The sequence below is a fragment of the Streptomyces curacoi genome, from assembly GCF_001513975.1.
GTDB lineage: Bacteria > Actinomycetota > Actinomycetes > Streptomycetales > Streptomycetaceae > Streptomyces > Streptomyces curacoi.
In genome coordinates, this window is record NZ_KQ947986.1 from 131790 (window position 1) to 152182 (window position 20393).

A 20393-nucleotide genomic window follows, 5' to 3' on the forward strand; every position below is an offset into this window, starting at 1 on the left:
GGGCTCAGCTCAGGTGCCATACGGCGGGCGTGCGCCGGTCCGGCGGGTACTGCACGAACCGGCCGTCGTCCGACACGCTCACCGCCATCCGGGTGATGGCGTTGACGAGGCGGTGGCCGCCGGCCGCGGGCTCCAACTGCCAGCGCTGGAGGGTGTTCGCGGGGTCGCACGTCCGCGGCGCAGCCTCGACGCCCGGCTGCAACGGCACGTTGAGCGTGAGCTTTCCGCCGCGCACTTCGAGGCAGCCGTCCGCCGTCCGCACGGTCACGTAACCGTCGGCCGTGCGCGCGACCTCGGCGGTGAAGGAGCGGCCGCCCGTCTGGAAGGTGTACGACCCGTCCGCCACCGGCACCCGGGTCAGGTCCCGCCACCCGGGCGCGTGCCCGACAGCGGTGCCCCGCGCCACGAAGGCGCCGTACGTGTCGTCGGGGTGCGGATCGCCCCAGGTCGCCTGCGCGATGTGCCGCAGCGCGGGCCACAGGGCGACGGCGACCTCGTTCTCGGTCTCGCCCCGGCCGTTGTCGGGCCACAGGCTGATCTTCGCGCCGGTGATGCCCTCGCGGGAGGCCAGCTTCTCGCCCTCGAAGCTGCGCGGGTCCCAGCGCTGGTCGTACAGGCCCTCGGTGTCGCTGTGGAAGCCGCCGCGGACCAGGTACAGGGCGTATGCGGCGTTCATCAACGGATGGCCCTGGGCGAGGAGCCGGCTCGGCTTCGTCGCCACGTTCAGCCAGTGCTCGACCGTCGTCCCCGCGGCCACCTGGACGGTGTTGGCGCCGGTGAGCCCGTCGTTCCAGATGCGCAGCCTCTTGCCCTTGCCCGCCGTGTAGGCGTGGACGCGGTTGACGAAGTCGATGAACGCGTCCTGGGGTGTGGCGTCGGGGCCATAGGTGTCCCGCGCGTACTTCAGGATCTGCGGGTACTTGGCGAAGTCGGAGCCGAGCATGTACTCGTCGGCTCCCATGTGCCAGGACGTGGCGGTGAAGACCTGCGCGTACTCGTCGATCAGGCTGGTGTAGTAGGTGAAGGACTCCGGCCGGGTGATGTCGAGGCGCGAGGGCTGCCTGTTGCCGTCGGAGTCGGTGAGTTGCAGGTCCGGGCGGTTCTCCAGCCATGGGTCCATGTGGCCCGGCGAGTTGATCTCGGGGATGATCTCGACGTGGTACCTCTCGCCGAGGGCGACCAGACGGCGTATCTCGTCCTTGGTGTAGTAGCCCCAGGTGTTGGCCTCGGGATGGGTGTCGCTCTTCACCTTCAGTTCGAGGAGCAGCTGGTTGAGCCTGTGGTACGCCATCTCGCGGACCAGGTTCTCCAGCCAGGGCATCGAGACGTGGATGTAGCAGGCGCAGACCCCGACACCTCGCTCCTTGTAGCGCGGTACGTCGACCGTGCGGCCGGCGGGGACACGGTCGCCCTGGGCGAGGAGCTGCAGAAGGGTGCGGGTGCCGTAGAAGGCGCCGGTGTCGGTCGCCGCGGTCACGGACAGGCGCTTGCCGGCGCGGAGTTCGTAGCCCTCGGCGCCGAGGGAGGTCCGGGAGGGCTGGACGTCGATAACGATGTCACCGGCTCGGGCACCGCCCGGGACGACCGGCACCCGGCCGTGCCCCGCCGCGCGAAGATCGTCGGCGAGGGTGCCGGCGACCCGGCGTTCGGTGGCGCCGTCGGCCACGAGCCGGGTCCGCGTGCCGTAGTGGTAACTGCCCGACGCGGGCGTCCAGTCGGCGAGGGCGGGCACCGTGACCGGCGCCGCCGGCTCCTCCGCCGCGACCGCCGGTGCCGGTGCCGCCAGGGACAGCGCCAGCACGGCCAGGGCACCGACCAGCCTTGAGTGTCTCCTCATGAGCGACCCCTCATTCATCGGATGTCTGATGATTGGACTGGCCCCATAGGCTGTCAATGGGGCCTGGAGGGAGCCCAGTTGGCTCATTGATCGGATGATGCGCAGGTCAGCAGGGCGGCGCCGAGGAGGGGAGGTGCGAAAAGTCCAAGAAGACCCTCCCGAATATCCAAGCCCGGCGCCCTCTCGACGCCGGGCCCGCCGCCCGGCAGAGTTCTCCTACATACTCGCGAGTAAGCACTGAGGAGCGCCCGTGACCAGCTGGATCGGCCGGACCGCCGCCGAGATCGCCGCCGCCGTACGCGAGAAGCGGGCCACCCCGCGTGAGGTGGTGGCCGAGCACCTGGCCCGCATCGAGCGGCTCGACGGCCACGTCGGCGCCTTCCGCGCGGTCCGGGCCGAGGCCGCGCTCGCCGAGGCCGACGAGGTCGGCTCACGTGCCGACCTGGCCGAACTGCCCCTGGCGGGTGTGCCGGTGGCCGTCAAGGACAACCTCGCGGTGCGCGGCGAGTCCAACCGCGTCGGCTCCGCGGCGACGCCGGACACCCCGGCCGACCACGACCACGTCACCGTGGCCCGGCTGCGGGCCGCCGGCGCGGTGGTCGTGGGGCTGACGAACGTACCGGAGCTGTGTGTCTTCGGCACCACGGAGGGCGTGCACGGCACCGCCCGCAACCCGTGGGACACCTCGCGCACGGCGGGCGGCTCGTCCGGCGGCAGCGCGGCCGCGGTCGCCGCGGGCATGGTGCCGATCGCCCTGGGCAACGACGGCATGGGCTCCCTGCGCATCCCGGCCGCCAACTGTGGCCTGGTCACCATCAAGCCCGGCACCGGGGTGGTCCCGGCCGGCGTCAGCGACGGCGACTGGTTCGGCATGTCGGAGAACGGCCCGCTGGCCACGACGGTCGAGGACACCCGCCTGATGCTGTCGGTCCTCGCGGGCACCGAGGTCGTAAACCCGAACGCGCCCGCCACGCACCGGATCGCGGTGTCCCTGCGCAGCCCGCTGGCCGGGATCGCCATCGGCAAGCCGTACGCGAGCGCCGCCCGCGAGGCCGCGGGGCTGCTCATCAAGGCCGGTCACCAGGTACGGCGCGCCGACCCGCCGTACCCGATGTCGCTGGGCGTCACCGCGCTGACCCACTGGACGGCGGGTACGGCCGTGGACGCCGAAGGCCTGGACCCGCGCCGCCTCACCCGCCGCACCCGGGTTCACGCCGCCGTCGGGAAGCGCTTCGTCGAGCGGGTGCGGGGCGGTGAGAGCCGGGCACGGCTGCGCCGCCGCCTCGAACCGTTCTTCGCCGAGTACGACGTGCTCCTCACCCCGGCTCTCGCCCGCCGCTCCCCCAGGTCGGCGCCCTGGCACGAGCGCGGCTGGCTGCGCAACATCATCGCCAACAGCGCCTACTCACCGCTGACCCCGCCGTGGAACCTCACCGGCTGGCCCGCGATGTCGATCCCGGTCGGCACACTGCCGTCCGGCGCCCCCTGCGCCGTCCAGCTGGTGGGCCGTCCCGGCGCGGAGGCGGAGCTGCTGGCGCTGGCGGAGCAGATCGAGAAACTGCGCCCGTGGCGACGGACGGCGCCGCTGGACTAGGACAGGCCCTAGGACGGGGGCGCGAAGGGCCCGTCGGCGGTGAACGCCAGGCGTGCGAAGCGTTCGCCGATGCGGCGGTGGGTGGCCGCGTCGGGGTGGAGCTGGTCGGGCAGCGGCAGTTCGTCGGCGTCGGCCTCGCCGTAGAGGTCACGGCCGTCGAGATAGTGCAGGTTCGGGTCGTCGGCCGCCCGCTGCTTGACGATGCGGGACAGCTCGTCCCGGATGACGCCCAACGTCAGCTTCCCGCTCGCGCGTTCCGCCGGGTCGCCCATGGCCACGAACCGCAGGCGGCCGCCGCTGAGGCCGCTGAAGTCCGGGGCGCAGGGGCCGGGCGTGTCCTCGTGCATCGGGCACAGGATGGGCGACACGACCAGCAGCGGTGTCGTCGGGTGACCTTCCCGGATGGTGTCGAGGAAGCCGTGGACCGCGGGGCCGAAGGCGCGCAGCCGCATCAGGTCCAGGTTGACGAGGTTGATGCCGATCTTGACGCTGATGAGGTCGGCGGGGGTGTCGCGCAGGGCACGCGCGGTGAACGGGTCGAGCAGGGCGCTCCCGGCCAGGCCCAGGTTGATCAGCTCCACGCCGCCGAGGGAGGCGGCGAGCACGGGCCAGATGCCGGTGGGGCTCGCGGCGTCGGAGCCGTGGCTGATCGAACTGCCGTGGTGCAGCCACACCCTGCGGCCCGGGTCCCGCGGGGGCTCGACGGGGGCGTCGGTGCGCAGGGCGATCAGTTCGGTGGTCTCGTTGTGCGGCAGCCAGATCTCGACGTCCTTGTCCCCGTCGGGCAGCCCGGTGAAGCGCACGGTGCCGGGGCGGCCCGGCCGGTGCTCGGCGGTCCCGGCGATCATGTCGACGACCACGACGTTGCCGTCGGTCACGCTGCCCTGACCCGCGAGGCGCCCGTCGACTATCAGGTCGTACACGCCGTGCGGGCGGGGCGGGGCGCCCACATAGGCGCGCTTGGTGGGCAGCGTGTCGAGTTCGACGGCGGTGGCCCGGGTGCGGAAGGCCAGCCGGACGCCGGAGGCCTGTGACTCGGCCATGGCCAGCTGTCCGTCGGTGTTCTGGGCGCGGGCCCGGGCGGGCAGCCGATGCGGCAGGACGCCGTGGTCGGTGTGCTCGACGTCGAGGGCGCCGCGCAGGAGGCCGGCTGTGACGGGCGTGGTGATCCAGTCGTACTCGGTGTCCATGTCCTCAGCCTGTCGGTCAGGGAGTGGTGGGCTCGGTCGGCCAGTTGCGCAGCAGGGCGTCGAGGGCGTCCAGGATCCGGACCCAGGTCTCCTCCGAGTCGGGGGCACTGTGGCTGAAGCCGCCCGCCGTCTCCAGGCCGGCGTAGCCGTGGAAGACGCTGCCCAGCAGCCGTACGGCGTGCGTGGCGTCCGGCTCCGTCAGGTCGTAGCCGCGCAGGATCGCCCGCGTCATCTGCGCGTGCCGGACGCCCGCACTCGCGGCCGCCGTCTCGGGGTCGAGCCTCAGCCGTGCGGCGGCGGCGCGGCCGGGGTGCTCACGGCCGTAGTCGCGGTAGACGTTGGCGAAGGCGACCAGGGCGTCCTTGCCGGCCCGCCCGGCCAGGGCGTCGGCGGCCCGGTCGGCCAGCTCCTCCAGGGCGAACAGGGCGATGCGGGTCTTCAGGTCCTGGGAGTTCCTCACATGCGAGTACAGGCTCGCGACCTTGACGTCGAACCGCCGGGCGAGCTCCGAGACCGTCACCTGGTCGAAGCCGACCTCGTCGGCCAGTTCGGCTCCCGCCCGGGTCAGCAGGTGCGGAGTGAGTCCTGCGCGTACCATGCCCTCTCCCTCCCTCGGCATGGTTGATTATGTATTTACCTAAAGTCTTTAGGCAAATACAAAAACCCCTCCCCGCACTGCCTGTACATGATGGGCCGCCAAGCCGATGCGCAGGTCTCATCGACGGCGACGATCCGGCCCCAGAAAGGCCGAATCCGCGGCCGGTGAATCGGCCGCGGCTTCTCTGATCAGCATGGGCGTGAGTCTCACACGCCCATGCGGTCGGCGATCGCGAAGGGCTCTGCCCGCTCAGTCGACGCTGGGCAGGATGTGGGGCTCAGCCAGGTCGTCCTCGTAGCCCGCCAGTCGAATGGGGGCGGACCTGGCCCACACATCGAGACTGCCGATCTCCTTCGGCCGGCGGCCCGAGCGCTCCGTGCGTTCCTTGGGGCGCTGTTCGCGATTCGTCTTCTCAGGTGTCACCGCGCACTCCTTCTGTGTCGGATCACCCTCGGGGCGGGGCCGGCCCAGTCTGCGGTCCGGTACCTGACGCCCGCTCGGGTCTTACTCAAAGTCGGTTCGGACGCGGTGGCGCCGGTAACTGGTGTGCAAGCAGGCCGTTGTGCACCGGCTTGTCCCGGGACGGACCATGGGTGTGGGTTGGGACCCTGTAGTGATGTCCGTCCGCTACAGATTAACCAAATGAGCGGGTACCCGCTCGATGGGGCTGCAAACAAGCTGTAACTTTCCGAAGTCGACCGGCATACAACCAGCCGCTATTCGCCGTTCTGTCCCGGAACGCCCCAGGAACAAGTCACCCGTTCGGGTCAGCCTGTTCCTTGCCGCCGGTGCGGGGGCCCAGCACGCCGCGCAGTTCAAGTCCCGTTGGCCGATTCGCAAGGCGGCCATGATCTGCTGGCGGACGGCAACGGCTTGCCCGGCGGGAGGACTGACGCATGGAGCTGCGCAGCGTCGAAGAGCTGATGGATCTGCTGTACGCCTGCCGGGGCGCCAGGGACGCCCCCGGCCCCGGCACCACCCGAGTCGATCTGCACCAACACGCGCTGCGGACGGCCGCGCTGCTGCGCCGCGCCCGCCCCGCCGACAAGGAACTCCAAGTCGCTGGGCTCGTTCAGGCCATCGGCCCGCTGCTGCGCCCGGGCGACGCGACCGCTCACGCCGCCTGCGCGGCGGACGCGGTGCGGCCCCTCCTCGGCGCGCGCGTCTCCCGCCTCGTCCGTGACCACCGCCGCGCCCGCGACGGCGCCGACGAGGACCTGCTGCGCCTGCGCCAGGCGGACGAGGAGGGCCGCGACACCGAGTTCGACGCCGGGGTCCTGGAGGACTGGCGCACGGTGCTGGAGCTGGTGGCGGCGCGGAACTCGCCGCTCCGGGCTGTTGACTGACGACCCGTCATGAGATCGTACGGCGATGACGTCCTCGTACGGACTCCAGGGCAGGGCCGCCCTCGTCACCGGCGCCACGCGCGGCATCGGGCTCGCCGTCGCCCGGCAGCTGGCCGCCGCCGGGGCGCTGGTGTGCGTGACCGCGCGGGACGCCGAGGACGTGCGGCGGACGGCTGCCGAACTGGGCGGCGTCGGGGCAGCCGGCAGCGTGGCCGACGCAGAGCATCTGCGGGCGCTCGTGGAGCTCACCGTGCGCGAGTTCGGCCGGCTCGACGTGGTCGTCAACAACGCCGCGACGAACCAGCCGTACGGGCCGCTCATGGACGTGGATCCGCAGGCCTGGCGCGAGGCCTTCACCATCAATGTGGAGGCGCCCCTGCGACTGGTGCAGTCGGCCTGGCGGGCCTGGATGCGGCAGCACGGCGGCGCGGTGGTCAACGTCTGCACCGAGGGCGCGGCGCATGTCGGGCCCCACGTCGGCGCGTACGGCACCAGCAAGGCTGCCCTTCTCCACCTCACCCGGCAACTCGCGGGCGAACTGGCGCCCAAGGTGCGGGTCAACTCCGTCTCCCCCGGGCTGGTCCGCACCGAGATGGCGCGGTTCGTCTGGGAGCCGGGCGAGGAACAGGTGGCCGCCGGGCTGCCGCTCGGGCGGATCGGGGAGCCGGAGGACGTGGCGCGGGCGGTGGTGTGGCTGGCGTCGGACGCGGCCGAGTGGGTGACCGGGGCCGATCTGCTGGTGGACGGGGGGACGCGGGTGCGGGCCGCGCACGACTCAGGGACGTACGCGATCCACGACCGCTTGCGCACCGGGTTCCTCCGACGCGGTTGAGAGGCAGTGCTCGATCACTCAGGGCGCGTACGCCGGCCAGGTCCGCCGGCTACCACTTGCCCGGCTCGTAGTCCTTCAGGAAGACGCCGTACACATCCTCGCCCGCCTCACCGCGGACGACCGGGTCGTAGACGCGGGCCGCGCCGTCGACCAGGTCGAGGGGGGCGTGGAAGCCGGCCTCGGCGAGGCGCAGCTTGTCGAAGTGGGGGCGCTCGTCGGTGATCCAGCCGGTGTCGACGGAGGTCATGAGGATGCCGTCGGTCTGGAACATCTCCTGGGCGCTGGTCCGCGTGACCATGTTCATCGCGGCCTTGGCGGCGTTGGTGTTCGGGTGGCCCGCACCCTTGTAGCCGCGGCCGAACACGCCTTCCATCGCCGAGACGTTCACGACGTACGCCCGTCCGCTCGTCGCCTTCCGCGCGGCGTCGGCCATGACCGGGCGGAGCTTGCTGATCAGGATGAACGGCGCCGTGTAGTTGCACAGCTGGGTCTCCAGCAGCTCCACCGGGGAGATCTGCTCGATGGTCTGCACCCAGGTGTTGGTGTCGACGACGTCGGGGACGAGGCCGCCCGCGTCGATGGCGGTGCCGTCGAGGTGCCGGGCGACGCTGGCGTTGCCCGCGACCAGGGCGAGGTCGGCGACCTTCTGCGCGTCGAGGCCGCTGGTGCCGACGGGCAGGGCCGCCAGACCGTCGACCGCGCCGGAGTTGAAGGCGCCGATGACATGGTGGGCGGGGAGCTCGCCGGCGGGCAGCGGGGCGCTCTCGCCCTCGACCAGGGCGGCGTACGCGGAGGGCAGGCGGCGTACGGTCTGCGTCGCGTTGTTGATCAGGATGTCGAGGGGGCCCGCCTCGGCGACCTGGTCGGCGAGGGCCACGGCCTGGGCCGGGTCGCGCAGGTCGATGCCGACGACCTCCAGGCGGTGCAGCCAGTCCGCCGAGTCGTCCATGGCCTTGAAGCGGCGGATGGCGTCCTTGGGGAAGCGCGTGGTGATCGTCGTGTGCGCGCCGTCGCGCAGCAGCCTGAGCGCGATGTACATGCCGATCTTGGCGCGGCCGCCGGTGAGCAGGGCGCGCTTGCCGGTGAGGTCGGCGCGGGCGTCGCGCTTGGCGCGGTTCAGGCGGGCGCAGTCGGGACAGAGCTGGTGGTAGAAGTAGTCGACTTCCACGTACCGGGTCTTGCAGGTGTAGCAGGAGCGCGGGCGCTGGAGTATCCCCGCGATCTTGCCCTCCGCCGTGGCCGACGAGGGCAGGAGGCCCTCGGTCTCGTCGTCGATGCGCTGGGCGGAGCCGGTCGCCGTGGCCTCCGTGACCGCCTTGTCGTGGGCGGTCTTGGCGGCCCGGCGCTCCTGGCGGCGGCGCTGCTTCACGGTGCGGTAGAGGCCCGCGGTGGCCCGGCGCACAGTGATGGCGTCCGGGTGGTCGATCTCCAGCTTGTCGAGCTCCTCGAGCACGCTGAGGCAGACGGCGAGCCGCTCGGGGTCGATGCCGGGGCCGTACACGACCTCGTCACCGGGCTTGTGCACGACCTCGTCCGTGGTCGTCGCCGAGCCGTCGTCTGTCACCGTCATCGCCGCTGCCGTTCCCTGATCACCCGCGGCGCTCCGACCGCGCCCCGCTTTCGAACGGGGAATTCTACGGAGCGCCGGGCCGGTCCGCCAAAATCCGCCGGGGTCAAGGACCGCAGGCCGTGATGAGGGTCTCCACCTCCTCGGACACGGCCTTGGCGAGCACATCGAGGTCCGGTACGGCCTTGGCGTCGGCGACGAGGCCGTAGTGGACGCGTCCGCGGTAGGTCGAGACGGCGATCGCGAGGGACTGGCCGCGGGCGAGCGGGGCGAAGGGGTAGACCTCGGTGACGGGGTGGCCGCCGAGCTTCAGGGCGATGCCGGGCAGCGGCACGCTGGTGACCAGGATGTCGAACCAGAGCCGGGCGGCCCCGCCGACCAGCGGCCCGCCGAGCCGGTGGCCGAGCGCGGGGACGTGGTCGGCGAGCAGGGCGACGGCGCCCGCGCCCCGGTTGGGGCCGGCGTCCTTGTTGCGGTCCATGGCGGTGCGGACCGTGGCGAGGCGGCGCAGCGGGTCGGGGTCGTCGACCGGAAGCCGTATCAAGTAGCCGGAGAGCCGGTTGCCCTGCGGGTGGGCGGTGCGCGGCCGGCGCTTGGAGACGGGGATCAGGGCGCGGGGCGCGACGCCCTCGCTGCCGTCGCCGCGTTCGTCGAGCCAGCGGCGCAGGGCGCCCGCGACGACCGCGATGAGGACGTCGTTGACGGTGCCGCCGACGGCCTTGCGGATCACGTGCACGTCGTCGATGTCGACGACGACCCCGGCGGTACGGCGGGTGCCGCTGGGCTCGGCGGACAGCGCGGCCGACGAGCGCGTTGCCAGGGTCGACACGGCGACGGAGGCGCCGATGTCCAGGGCCCGGCCCACCTCGGACAGGGTGCCGCGCAGCAGGTCCGGCAGCTTGCGCACATCCGGGAGGCGAGCGGCCCGGGGCTCCTCGGGGCGCGGCTTGCGGGCGGGCATGTCCATGGGGTCCAGGACGGCGGCGGCGAGGGTCAGCGCCCGCAGCCCGTCGGCGAGGGCGTGGTGGAACTTGAACAGCACCGCGAACGACACGCCGTCCTCGCCCGGCAGCACATGCGCCTCCCACGGCGGCCGGCCGCGCTCCAGCGGGCGCTCCATGAGCCGGCCCGCCACCGCCTGGAAGTCGGCGGTCGGGGCGTGCAGCCGCACATGGTCGAGGGGGTCGAAGTCGGGTGCGGGCTCGCGGGCGGCGCCGCCGAAGGAGAACGGCCGCAGCAGGCCCCGCGGCTGCCATGCGTCGCGGATGCGCATCCTCAGCCCCGGCACGGCGGCGGCGCGGGCGGCGAGCAGGTCGGCCGCGTGGGCGCCCGCGGTGGGCGAGTGCGCCGAGAAGACGCCCAGCGCTCCCAGGTGCATGGGGTGTTCGGCGGACTCGATGTTCCAGAACGCCAGGTCGAGAGGTGCGAGCAGGTCAGAAGTCAATGGCTTGCCTCGCGTCGACGACGGGTGGATCAGCAGTCAATCGCCCTTGAGTGATTACGGTCAAGTACGATCAAGCTACGCACAGTTAACAGCAGATTAAGTCGCGCCCCAAGCGAAAGGGGCGGGACTCATGGTGCATACGAGGTCACTTCAACACGGGTTGCGGCGCCGGGCATCCCGTCCGTGTCACCCGGGAGGCGTCACGAATCAGCGCCCTCGGCGCAGGCCACCGGCTCGCGGCCCCAGTGGCGGGTCTGCGCCACACAGGCGCCCTGCAGCTGCTGACTGCCCCGGGCCCGTACCACAGCGACCTCTACGCCATCCAGCAGTACAGGCGGTGATCCGGCCCGTCGGCGCCGCGCACCAGTTCGGCCAGATCGCTGAGGATGCCGGTCGCGATCCTGGGGTCGAACGACTCTCCGTCGGCCGCGCGCTGCCGAACCCACCGCCGGCTCACTTCGAGGAGCCGGGTCCGGTCGGCGGCGGCGAGCGCGGCCTGCAGGGCTCGGGAGGCGGCGAAGACCACGGGGCCTTCCCCGCCGTCGGGGCCGGCGACGGATTCGGGTTCATCGGCGGCGACGAGTTCGTCGAAGCCGCGGCCGGTGAAGAGGCCGTCCCACTCGAGCAGCGCTTCCTCGGCGTCGAAGTTGCCGCACGCCGACGACTCGAAGGCCCGGTCGGGACCGCCGTCCACGACCGCGGCCGCGGCTTCGTGGCTCGGCGCCACGAAGAACCTGATGATGATGCTCACCGAGGCATGGTGCCCGCCCGGCCGCCCCCGGTCCATCCGCCGTCGATCCGCGGACCGCGGACCGCGGACCGCGAGCTGCCGGCTAGGAGACCTGCTGGCCCTTGCCCAGCGCGATGACCCCGCCCTTGGAGACGGTGTACAGATCGGCGTCCCGCTCCGGGTTGACGCCGATCGTCGCGCCCGGGGGCACCTCGACGTTCTTGTCGAGCACGGCACCGCGCACCACCGCACCCCGCCCTATGCGCACGTTGTCGTGCAGCACCGCCCCCTGCACCACGGCGCCCGGGTCGACCACCACCCCGGGTGAGAGCACCGACCGCGTGACCTGCCCCCGGATCAGGCAGCCGGCGCTGATGATGGACTCGCCGGCCATACCGCCCGCGTTGAAGCGGGCCGGGGAGAGCTGGCCCGAGTGGGTGTAGATGGGCCAGCTGCGGTTGTAGAGGTTGAAGGCGGGGCGCTCGGCGATCAGGTCCATGTGGGCGTCGTAGTACGCGTCCAGGGTGCCGACGTCCCGCCAGTAGCCACGGTCGCGGTTGGTCTCGCCGGGGACATGGTTGGCGCTGAAGTCGTACAGCTGGGCCTCGCCCCGGTCGGTGAGCTGGGGCAGGATCGAACCGCCCATGTCGTGCACGGAGTTCTCGTCCTCGGCGTCCCGCTGGAGCGCCTCGATCAGGGCCTTGGTGGTGAAGATGTAGTTGCCCATCGAGGCGAAGACCATCTCCGGGTCGTCGGGCAGCCCGGGCGGGTCGGTGGGCTTCTCCAGGAAGCGCTCCACGGTCAGGCCGTCCGAGCCCGGACTGATGACACCGAAGGAGGAGGACTCGATGCGCGGGACGCGGATGCCCGCCACCGTGACGCCCGCGCCGCTCTCGATGTGCTGGGCGAGCATCTGGCGCGGGTCCATGCGGTACACGTGGTCGGCGCCGAACACCGCGACGTACTCGGGGCGGTCGTCGTAGATGAGGTTCAGGGACTGCAGGATCGCGTCCGCGCTGCCCAGGTACCAGCGCGGACCGAGGCGCTGCTGGGCCGGGACCGGGGTGACGTAGTTGCCGAGCAGGCTGGACATGCGCCAGGTGGTGGTGATGTGCCGGTCCAGCGAGTGCGACTTGTACTGCGTGAGGACGCAGATGCGCAGGATGTCGGCGTTGACGAGGTTGGAGAGGACGAAGTCGACCAGGCGATACGTTCCGCCGAAGGTGACCGCGGGTTTCGCGCGGTCCGCGGTGAGCGGCATCAGGCGTTTGCCTTCTCCGCCCGCCAGTACGATTCCGAGCACCGAAGGTCCGCCACGACGCATGGCCGCTCCCCTCACCCTGGTTGATCCCAGCCTGCCCCTGAGTAGCGCGCGCTAAGCCTGTTTGAGGATCTCCCCGTAGAGCCCGGCCGTCCGGCGCGCGACGGCGTCCCAGCCGAACTCCCCCACCGCGCGCTCCCGCCCGGCCTCACCCATCCGCCGTGCGGTCTCCGGGTCGCCGATGACCGAGTCCAGCGCCCGCGCGAGTCCCGCCTCGAAGGCCTCGACGTCGTCGTCCAGCGGCACGAGCAGGCCCGTCCTGCCGTCGTCGACGACCTCGGGGATGCCGCCGACCCGCGAGGCGACCACCGGAGTACCGCAGGCCATCGCCTCCAGGTTGACGATGCCGAGGGGTTCGTACACCGAAGGGCAGACGAACACGGCGGCGTGCGTGAGGAGTTGGATCACCTCCGGGCGCGGCAGCATCTGCGGGATCCAGTGCACGCCTTCGCGGACGCGGCTCAGCTGCTGGTAGAGGTCGCGGAACTCCTGATCGATCTCGGGGGTGTCGGGAGCGCCCGCGCACAGGACGACCTGCGCGGCCGGGTCGATGTCCCGCACGGCGCGCAGCAGATGGGGGACGCCCTTCTGCCGGGTGATGCGGCCGACGAACAGCACGTACGGGCGGTCGGGATCGAGGCCGAACCGGCGCAGGACGTCGGTGCCGTGGTCGGGCCGGTAGAGGGTGGTGTCGATGCCGTTGTGCACGACGTGGACGCGGTCCGGGTCGAGCGCCGGATAGCAGCCGAGGATGTCCTCGCGCATGGCCCCGGAGACGGCGATCACCGCGTCGGCGGCCTCGACCGCGGTGCGCTCCGCCCAGCTGGACAGGGCGTATCCGCCGCCGAGTTGCTCGGCCTTCCAGGGGCGCAGGGGCTCCAGGGAGTGGGCGGTCATCACATGCGGGATGCCGTACAGGAGCTTGCCGAGGTGGCCTGCGAGGTTGGCGTACCAGGTGTGGGAGTGGACGAGTTCGCGGCCTTGGAGGCCTGCCGCCATGGCGAGGTCCACGGAGAAGGTGCGCAGCGCGTCGTTGGCGGTGTCGAGCGCGGACCAGGAGCGGTGGCGCAGCACGCCCACCGCGCGGCCCTCGCCCCAGCAGTGCACCTCCAGGTCGACGAGCTCCCTCAACTCCCGGGCGAGGAACTCGACATGGACACCCGCGCCGCCGTACACGTCCGGCGGGTACTCCCGGGTCAGCAGTCCCACTCGCACCCGGAACCCCCTGTTCTCAGCGGCTGGTTGCCCTTTCATGGTCACCCAGATGTGGCGCGTGGGGAAGAGCGCGGGGGTCGTGTGAAGCAACAGTCACCGCACACGCCACCGCCGGGCACACGGTAGTAGAGGCAGCAGCTGCGGCGCCGGAACGCGGTTGCGGTGAGGGTGCCGGTGCCGGCGAGGAGGGGGTGGCTGAGAAGTCCGGCGGTCAGGGAGCGGGCGCGGGCCGCGAGGTCGGTACGGCCGTTCGCGCGCGCCCACCCGTCCAGTTGGCGGGCCGCGCCCGCGAGGGCGGAACCCGCGTTGCCCCACAGCAGGCCCGCCGCGACGTGGTAGCGGGCGCGCAGGGCGGCGGTCAGCGGTTCGAGGTGGGCACGCAGGACGACGTCCGCGACGGTCGCCGGGTCCGCGGGCAGGGGGCGCACCTCGGCGAGCCACAGGTCGTCGGGGGCGCTGCCGTCGGGGTCCCACTGCAGCAGCCGCGGGTCGAGGTCGGGGACGCGGCCGTACAGGGCGGCGCAGCCGAGCGTCACCGACCACAGCCGGGCCGCGAGCCCCTGCTGGGCCACCGAGGCGGCGATCCGCGCCTCGGGAGCGCGCAGAGCGTGCGCGACCTTCTGGACGCGGCGCGTCAGGGGGTCCCCGTAGGCGTCCGGCGAGGGTTGCCCGTACGTCCGCGCCAGGGTCGCAAGTGGCCGAGGTGCCGCCCCTGGTGTGCGCAGGACGAAGAAGCCTCCGAGGGGCCGGAGCGCGGCGAGGTCGGGGTCGAGGTCCACGAAGAGCAGTAGTACCAAGTCCCCTCGGGGTTCTCACCTGGGGGTCTCCACCCGGGGTCACCCGCCCTGGGGATGAGACCGCCGTCGTCGTACTCCATCGGCAGTACGACACAGTACGTGCTGTGGGACGACGACGGGAAGAGCCTTTCGCGGCATCGTGTTGATTATGAAAGCCGACCGCTCGCCGCACCGGGGCCACCGTCCCCGCCTCACGCAGAGGAGCAGCTCATGAGCGCCCTCGCGTTGTCCGTGCTCCTGTCGCTCATCTCCGCGGTCGCGTACGCGGGCGGGGCGATCATGCAGGAGCGTGTCGCGGTGTCCTCCCCCGGCCAGCAGTACGCTCCGCTGCGTCGGCCGGTCTGGTGGGCGGCGGTCGCGCTGAACGGCCTCGGCGGTCTGCTGCACGTGGTGGCGCTCGCCTTCGGCCCGCTGAGCCTGGTGCAGCCGCTGGGTGCCCTGACGATCGTGTTCGCGCTGCCGATGGCGGCGCTGTTCGTGGGCCGCAGGGCCGGGGCGACCGCCTGGCGGGGCGCGATCATGGCGACCGTGGGTCTCGCCGGGCTGCTGTCCCTCGTCGGCGCCTCCGAGTCCCAGTCGCTGGACACGGCCCAGCGGGTGGGTGTGGCCCTGGTGACGGGCGGCATCGTCGTGACGCTGATGATCGCGGGCCGGGCTGCGCACCGGCACCCGGCGGTGCGCAGCGTGCTGCTCGCGACCGCGTCCGGCATAGCCTTCGGCATGTCCTCGGTGTTCACGAAGATCGTCGCCGTCGACTGGAACGGCGGCGTGTCCGCGGCCGACCTGCCGGCCCTGGGGACGATAGGCGTCTTCGCCACGGCCGGTCTGCTGCTGTCCCAGGCCGCCTACCGGGGCGCGGGCCTCGCGGCACCGCTGGCCACGCTGACGGTCGTGAACCCGGTGGTGGCGGCCGCGGTCGGCATCACGATGTTCGGCGAGACCTTCCGGTACGGCACCACGGGCACCGCGCTCGCCCTGGGCTGCGGTGTGGTGGCGGCGGGTGGCCTGATCCTGCTGACGACGGAGCGGCTCGCCCAGACGGAGGCACGGGCCGAGGCGGCACTGCCCGAGCCGGTCGTGGGTCCGGTGCCCGCGCGGGAGCTGCTCGCCGGCCTTCCGGGGCAGGCGGGGGCGATGCCGCGCGAGGAGTTCGGCATACCGGACCGCGAGAAGCTCGTCGTACCGGACAGGATCGAGGACATCCTCGTACCGGCCCAGGTCGCGGAGGGCGCGTACGAGGCCGGGGAGCCGCCGCATCGCGAGGGCGAGCCCCCCAACCTCTACGGCCCCTTCTACGGCGGCCCCTACATCCCGACGCCAGTGCTCGACCGGCACCGCACACGCGTCAAATCCTGACACCGCCGGCCCGGAGATAGGCCACCGGGTCGATGTCGGAGCCGAATCCGGGCCCCGTCCGTACCTCGAAGTGCAGATGCGGGCCCGAGCTGTTGCCCGTGGACCCGGAGCGGCCGAGGCGCTGGCCGGCGCCCACCGACTGCCCGGCCTTCACGGAGATGGCCGAGAGGTGGGCGTACTGGGTGTAGCGGCCGTCGGCGTGCCGGATCACCACCTGGTATCCGAAGGAGCCACCCCACCCCGCGTCGACCACCTGACCGGCCCCGACGGCCTTCACGGACGTACCGGTCGGGACCGGGAAGTCGACGCCGGTGTGGTAGCCCTTCGACCAGGAGGATCCGGCCTTGCGGTACGGGGTGCCCGCGGGGGAGCTCACCGGGGCGACGAGGCTGCGGCTGGAGGCCGTGGCCTGCTCCTGCCGGTCCGCGGAGGTCTTCGAAGAGGTCTTCGCGGAGCTCTTCGGAGAGGTCTTGGGAGAGGTCTCGGGAGAGGTCTCGGGAGAATTCGGAGATTTCGGCGAGGTCTTCCCGGGCGAGGCCTTGGGGGCGGACGTCGTCGGGGGTGTCGTCGGGGCGGACTTGCCGCGCAGCGCCAGCCGCTGCCCCGGCAGGATCAGGTCGGGGTCCGCTCCGATGGCCTCGCGGTTGGCGGCGTACAGGCCCTGCCAACCGCCCCTGACCTTCTGCGCGTCGGCAATCCCAGAGAGGGTGTCGCCGCGGACGACCGTGTACATCTCGGCGGTACCCGCACGCGACTGGGGTGTGGTCTGCGGCTGGACGTCCTGGACGGCGGTCTTTTTGGCGGTGCCGACAGGGTGGACGTCGGGCGTGTCCCCGCCCCTGGTCAGCCCCGCCCGCACCGAGCACTGCGGCCAGGCGCCGGGCCCCTGCCCGTCCAGTACCTTCTCCGCGACGGCGATCTGCTGGTCCTTGGTGGCCAGATCCGCCCGTGCCGCGTACCGCGGCCCGCCGTACGCCTCCCAGGTCGACTGGGCGAACTGCAGCCCGCCGTAGTAGCCGTTGCCCGTGTTGACGTGCCACCGGTTGCTCGACTCGCACGCGGCGACCTTGTTCCAGGTGGCCACGTCGGCCGCCTGCGCGGCGCCGGTGCCGATGAAGGGGAGCGCCATCCCGGCGCCGCCCGCGGTGACGGTGAGTGAGGCGCGGTTGATCCTGTTCGGCTGGTACCGGCGGTGCCGGCCGCGTACGGCCATGACGGAGCCCCCCATTGACATGCGTCAGGAGCGGCAAAAGTAAGCGCTGCGAACAGGCCATGACAAGACGGCAAATCAGCCGCTCGTTCCCGCCAAGTGGCGAGGAATCGACGCACGTTGCCCGAGGTCCGGACCAGCGTGCGCGACGGCTGAGTGCGGCGCGGCCTTCCGTGCGTATGTGCCTGCGACAACGCGGCCACCCCGGATGTGCGGCCGGAGAACCGGCACGTCAGGATGGACGATGGGGCAATACTGGCGGGCATGACCGGCACCGCTGATATCTCGAGGTCACTAGGAGCCAACGCATGAGCACTTCGGCGCAGATCGGCGTCACGGGTCTCGCGGTCATGGGCCGCAACCTCGCCCGCAATTTCGCCCGCAACGGCTACACGGTCGCGGTGCACAACCGGACGCCGGCGCGTACGCGCGCGCTGGTGGAGGAGTTCGGGAACGAGGGCGATTTCATCGCGGCCGAGACCGCCAAGGAGTTCGTGGCGGCGCTGGAGCGGCCGCGGCGGCTGGTCATCATGGTGAAGGCCGGTGAGCCGACCGACGCGGTGATCCAGGAGTTCGCGCCGCTGCTGGAGCCCGGCGACATGATCATCGACGGCGGAAACGCGCACTTCGCCGACACCCGGCGCCGGGAGCGGGAACTGCGCGAGCAGGGCATCCACTTCGTCGGCATGGGCGTCTCCGGCGGTGAGGAGGGCGCGCTGAACGGGCCCAGCATCATGCCGGGCGGCCCGAAGGAGTCGTACGACTCGCTGGGCCCGATGCTGGAGAAGGTCTCGGCGAAGGCGGCGGACGGTGCGCCCTGTGTGACGCACGTCGGTCCGGACGGTGCCGGGCATTTCGTGAAGATGGTGCACAACGGCATCGAGTACGCCGACATGCAGCTCATCGGCGAGGCCTACCAGCTGCTGCGCGATGTCGCCGGATACGAGCCGGCGCAGATCGCGGAGATCTTCCGGACCTGGAACACGGGCCGTCTCGACTCCTACCTGATCGAGATCACGGCCGAGGTGCTGTCGCACGTGGACGCGGCGACCGGCAGGCCGTTCGTGGACGTGGTGGTCGACCAGGCGGAGCAGAAGGGCACCGGCCGGTGGACCGTGCAGATCGCGCTGGACCTGGGCGTGCCGGTGTCCGGCATCGCGGAGGCGGTCTTCGCCCGCTCGCTGTCCGGGCACGCGGCGCTGCGGGACGCTTCGCGGGGGCTGGCGGGGCCGAAGGCGTCGCCGCTGAGCGAGTCGGAGGCCGCGGCGTTCGCCGACCGGGTCGAGCAGGCGTTGTACGCCTCGAAGATCGTGTCGTACACGCAGGGCTTCCACGAGATCGACGCGGCGCGCGCGGAGTACGACTGGGACATCGACCTGGGCGAGGTCGCCTCGATCTGGCGTGGCGGCTGCATCATCCGGGCGGCCTTCCTGGACCGCATCCGGGCCGCGTACGACGCGCGGGCCGATCTGCCGAGTCTGCTGGCGGACGAGACGTTCGTGCAGGAGATCGCCGAGGCGCAGGACGACTGGCGTGAGGTCCTGATCGCCGCGACCCGGCAGGGGGTGCCGACGCCCGGCTTCGCGGCGGCCCTCGCGTACTACGACGCGCTGCGCGCCGAGCGGTTGCCTGCGGCGCTCACGCAGGGGCAGCGGGACTTCTTCGGGGCGCACACGTATCGGCGGACCGACCGGGAGGGGTCGTTCCACACGCTGTGGGGTGGGGATCGGTCGGAGGTGTCCGCCTAGTAGCTCGGCGGGTTCGGTCACGTCGCGGGTGCGGGGACGGGTGCGCGGGAGCTTGTCGCGCGGTTCCCCGCGCCCCTGAGGGCGGTGCGGTGGGCGGCGATTTCATGCCGCCCACCGCTTTCCGTTCTCCGGCTCAGGTGAGGGGCGGGCCCGGCTCCGGGTTCGGTACCGGCTCCGGCCCCGGTGGGATCGGGGACGGGGAGGGCTCAGGAGGGCCCGGCGGGGCCGGGGGTGAGGGCGGGGACGGTGCGGGGGGTGGCGGCGGGCCCGGCGTGGGGGGCGGCTCGGGAGCCGGTGATGGCTCCGGAGGCGGGACCGGGTGCGGCTCCGGGTGCTGTGGGTCCGGGCCAGGTGTGGGTCCCAGAGGTACGGGGTCCGGGTACGGGTTCGTCATGGCGTCCTCCAGCCAATCGGTGCACGTCGGCTCTGGACTACTCCCACGCGTACCCGACCGGGGCGCCACCAGTCACTCACCCGCGTCAATACGGAGGCCCAGGTGGGCCTGTCGCGGGTGCACCGCGTCCGCTCCGGCCGCCAGACCCGGGCGCGGGCTGGACAGTACGGGCACCGGCGTCGTCGTCAGCTGCTGGGCCGGGGCGATGGAGACCTGGGCGAGCACGACCGCGTCGGCGTCCCTGACCCCGTCCGCGGCGGACGCCACCAGCCGGGCGCACCCCTCGATGTCCCCCGCGTCGAAGCGCTCCCACGCGCCCTCCACGAGGCGGGTCCGCACCTCGACGGGGCGCCCCGCGCGGCGGGCCTCCTCCTCGATCAAGGCCACCGTCGGCCCGAACGTGCTCTCCACGGTGGCGAGGACGACGACACGGGAACCCTCGGCCACCGCCGCGGCTGCCATCGGCCGGTCGACGCGCAGCACCGGCACCCCCGCCTCGGCGCCGGCCCCCTCCGCCACGCCGCCGATCGTCGAGCAGGTGCACAACACCGCCCGCGCGCCTTCGCCGACGGCCTTGCGCAGCGCGGCCCGGACGTCGTCCGCCACTGCTTCGGGGCTCTCCCGGCGGGCCCGGGCCAGCAGTTCCTCGTCGACGAAGTGCCGTAGCTCCAGGCCTTGGTGGTCCTCGTCGCGCAGGGCGTCGAAGACCGGCACGTGCAGGGGCGAGGTGTGCAGGAGGGCGAGCATGGGCGGCGGACGCCTTTCTTCAGCAGTGCTCGGATCTTCAGCATTGCCCGGATCTTCAGCCGTGCCGGATCTTCAGCAGTGCCCGGACCGTACCGCTCAGAAGCGTCCGGGGTGCGCCCGCAGCCAGTCCGTCGCGGCCTCCAGCAGCTCCGGGGCGGGCGCCGGGGCCTCGTCGGGGTGACGCTCGGCCCACTTCGCGACGTACGGGCACAGCGGCGCCACGACGACTCCCTCGCGTGCCGCGATGCCGTACAGCTCACGGGCCAGCGAACCCGCGATGCCCTTGCCCTCGTGAGCCGGCTCCACGATGGTGTGGACGGGGACCAGGGCGCGCGCCGGGGACTCCAGGACGAAGTACTCGATGCGGCCGACGACTTCGTCGCCCTGGAGGGCCTCCAGGCGGCCGGGCGCCCGGTCGTCGCGGATCTCGATGTCGCTCATGGCACGCTCCTGGTCCGTCTTCGGTC

Annotated in this window: 18 protein-coding genes; 5 read left to right on the top strand and 13 right to left on the bottom strand. The window is 72.3% G+C overall.

Going from position 1 to position 20393, the window contains the following annotated elements; all coding sequences use genetic code 11:
• Positions 1–4: 4 nt before the first annotated feature.
• Positions 5–1837, bottom strand: a complete 1833-nt coding sequence (locus AQI70_RS10340; protein WP_244181563.1) for a family 20 glycosylhydrolase — start codon at positions 1835–1837, stop codon at positions 5–7.
• Positions 1838–2087: 250 nt separating this feature from the next.
• Here AQI70_RS10340 and AQI70_RS10345 point away from each other — a divergent pair, with 250 nt between their 5' ends.
• Complete coding sequence (locus AQI70_RS10345; RefSeq protein WP_062146794.1) at positions 2088–3431, top strand: amidase; 1344 nt, start codon at positions 2088–2090, stop codon at positions 3429–3431.
• Between the two features lie 8 nt (positions 3432–3439).
• Here the strand turns inward: AQI70_RS10345 and AQI70_RS10350 are convergent, their stop codons facing one another.
• The 3 genes from AQI70_RS10350 to AQI70_RS38430 form a co-directional block, all read right to left on the bottom strand.
• Positions 3440–4621 carry a GDSL-type esterase/lipase family protein gene (locus tag AQI70_RS10350; protein WP_062146796.1) on the bottom strand — a complete coding sequence of 394 codons (1182 nt, stop codon included), beginning with the start codon at positions 4619–4621 and terminating at the stop codon, positions 3440–3442.
• 16 nt (positions 4622–4637) lie between these two features.
• Positions 4638–5219, bottom strand: coding sequence for a TetR/AcrR family transcriptional regulator (locus AQI70_RS10355; RefSeq protein ID WP_062146798.1), 582 nt, complete (start codon positions 5217–5219; stop codon positions 4638–4640).
• A gap of 249 nt (positions 5220–5468) precedes the next feature.
• A complete protein-coding gene (locus AQI70_RS38430) occupies positions 5469–5642 on the bottom strand; it encodes a hypothetical protein (RefSeq protein ID WP_107116955.1) in 174 nt (57 codons plus the stop codon).
• A gap of 473 nt (positions 5643–6115) precedes the next feature.
• On the opposite strand from AQI70_RS38430, the gene AQI70_RS10360 reads away from it, so the two are divergent.
• Both AQI70_RS10360 and AQI70_RS10365 read left to right on the top strand, forming a co-directional pair.
• The gene (locus AQI70_RS10360; protein WP_062146799.1) at positions 6116–6565 is read left to right on the top strand and encodes a hypothetical protein; all 450 of its coding nucleotides are present in this window, start codon (positions 6116–6118) and stop codon (positions 6563–6565) included.
• A gap of 25 nt (positions 6566–6590) precedes the next feature.
• Positions 6591–7397: an SDR family oxidoreductase gene (locus tag AQI70_RS10365; protein ID WP_062146801.1), complete on the top strand. Its 807-nt coding sequence runs from the start codon at positions 6591–6593 to the stop codon at positions 7395–7397.
• A 49-nt stretch (positions 7398–7446) separates the two neighbouring features.
• On the opposite strand, the gene AQI70_RS10370 is transcribed toward AQI70_RS10365, so the two are convergent.
• From AQI70_RS10370 to AQI70_RS10395, 6 genes are all read right to left on the bottom strand, one after another.
• Positions 7447–8967, bottom strand: a complete 1521-nt coding sequence (locus AQI70_RS10370; protein WP_062146803.1) for an SDR family NAD(P)-dependent oxidoreductase — start codon at positions 8965–8967, stop codon at positions 7447–7449.
• 103 nt (positions 8968–9070) lie between these two features.
• Positions 9071–10408 (bottom strand): wax ester/triacylglycerol synthase family O-acyltransferase, encoded by a 1338-nt coding sequence (locus tag AQI70_RS10375; protein WP_062146805.1) that lies wholly within the window; start codon positions 10406–10408, stop codon positions 9071–9073.
• A gap of 313 nt (positions 10409–10721) precedes the next feature.
• On the bottom strand, positions 10722–11159 hold the full coding sequence (locus AQI70_RS10380) for a hypothetical protein (protein WP_062148238.1): 438 nt from the start codon (positions 11157–11159) through the stop codon (positions 10722–10724).
• An 82-nt stretch (positions 11160–11241) separates the two neighbouring features.
• Positions 11242–12462: a glucose-1-phosphate adenylyltransferase gene (glgC, locus tag AQI70_RS10385; protein WP_062146807.1), complete on the bottom strand. Its 1221-nt coding sequence runs from the start codon at positions 12460–12462 to the stop codon at positions 11242–11244.
• Between the two features lie 51 nt (positions 12463–12513).
• Positions 12514–13674 carry a glycogen synthase gene (gene glgA, locus AQI70_RS10390; RefSeq protein ID WP_062146809.1) on the bottom strand — a complete coding sequence of 387 codons (1161 nt, stop codon included), beginning with the start codon at positions 13672–13674 and terminating at the stop codon, positions 12514–12516.
• Positions 13675–13715: 41 nt separating this feature from the next.
• Positions 13716–14471 carry a (2Fe-2S)-binding protein gene (locus tag AQI70_RS10395; RefSeq protein WP_062146810.1) on the bottom strand — a complete coding sequence of 252 codons (756 nt, stop codon included), beginning with the start codon at positions 14469–14471 and terminating at the stop codon, positions 13716–13718.
• 210 nt (positions 14472–14681) lie between these two features.
• On the opposite strand from AQI70_RS10395, the gene AQI70_RS10400 reads away from it, so the two are divergent.
• Entirely contained in the window at positions 14682–15827 is a 1146-nt protein-coding gene (locus AQI70_RS10400) for a DMT family transporter (RefSeq protein ID WP_062146812.1), read from the top strand.
• Here AQI70_RS10400 and AQI70_RS10405 read toward each other — a convergent pair.
• On the bottom strand, positions 15817–17040 hold the full coding sequence (locus AQI70_RS10405; RefSeq protein ID WP_062148242.1) for a transglycosylase family protein: 1224 nt from the start codon (positions 17038–17040) through the stop codon (positions 15817–15819). The genes AQI70_RS10400 and AQI70_RS10405 overlap by 11 nt on opposite strands.
• Before the next feature lie 305 nt (positions 17041–17345).
• On the opposite strand from AQI70_RS10405, the gene gndA reads away from it, so the two are divergent.
• A complete protein-coding gene (gndA, locus tag AQI70_RS10410; RefSeq protein ID WP_062146813.1) occupies positions 17346–18785 on the top strand; it encodes an NADP-dependent phosphogluconate dehydrogenase in 1440 nt (479 codons plus the stop codon).
• Positions 18786–19251: 466 nt separating this feature from the next.
• Here gndA and AQI70_RS10415 read toward each other — a convergent pair whose 3' ends face one another.
• Both AQI70_RS10415 and AQI70_RS10420 read right to left on the bottom strand, forming a co-directional pair.
• A complete protein-coding gene (locus AQI70_RS10415) occupies positions 19252–19926 on the bottom strand; it encodes an aspartate/glutamate racemase family protein (RefSeq protein WP_062146815.1) in 675 nt (224 codons plus the stop codon).
• A gap of 96 nt (positions 19927–20022) precedes the next feature.
• Complete coding sequence (locus AQI70_RS10420; protein WP_062146816.1) at positions 20023–20367, bottom strand: GNAT family N-acetyltransferase; 345 nt, start codon at positions 20365–20367, stop codon at positions 20023–20025.
• Positions 20368–20393 lie beyond the last annotated feature (26 nt).

Excerpts from the sequence above, each read along its gene's own strand:
- AQI70_RS10365 (WP_062146801.1), top strand. The coding sequence starts at position 6,591 with ATGACGTCCTCGTACGGACTCCAGGGCAGGGCCGCCCTCGTCACCGGC.
- AQI70_RS10400 (WP_062146812.1), top strand. The coding sequence starts at position 14,682 with ATGAGCGCCCTCGCGTTGTCCGTGCTCCTGTCGCTCATCTCCGCGGTC.
- glgC (WP_062146807.1), bottom strand. The coding sequence starts at position 12,462 with ATGCGTCGTGGCGGACCTTCGGTGCTCGGAATCGTACTGGCGGGCGGA.
- AQI70_RS10415 (WP_062146815.1), bottom strand. The coding sequence starts at position 19,926 with ATGCTCGCCCTCCTGCACACCTCGCCCCTGCACGTGCCGGTCTTCGAC.
- AQI70_RS10340 (WP_244181563.1), bottom strand. The coding sequence starts at position 1,837 with ATGAGGAGACACTCAAGGCTGGTCGGTGCCCTGGCCGTGCTGGCGCTG.
- AQI70_RS10420 (WP_062146816.1), bottom strand. The coding sequence starts at position 20,367 with ATGAGCGACATCGAGATCCGCGACGACCGGGCGCCCGGCCGCCTGGAG.
- AQI70_RS10350 (WP_062146796.1), bottom strand. The coding sequence starts at position 4,621 with ATGGACACCGAGTACGACTGGATCACCACGCCCGTCACAGCCGGCCTC.
- AQI70_RS10360 (WP_062146799.1), top strand. The coding sequence starts at position 6,116 with ATGGAGCTGCGCAGCGTCGAAGAGCTGATGGATCTGCTGTACGCCTGC.
- AQI70_RS10370 (WP_062146803.1), bottom strand. The coding sequence starts at position 8,967 with ATGACGGTGACAGACGACGGCTCGGCGACGACCACGGACGAGGTCGTG.
- gndA (WP_062146813.1), top strand. The coding sequence starts at position 17,346 with ATGAGCACTTCGGCGCAGATCGGCGTCACGGGTCTCGCGGTCATGGGC.
- AQI70_RS10405 (WP_062148242.1), bottom strand. The coding sequence starts at position 17,040 with ATGGCCGTACGCGGCCGGCACCGCCGGTACCAGCCGAACAGGATCAAC.
- AQI70_RS10355 (WP_062146798.1), bottom strand. The coding sequence starts at position 5,219 with ATGGTACGCGCAGGACTCACTCCGCACCTGCTGACCCGGGCGGGAGCC.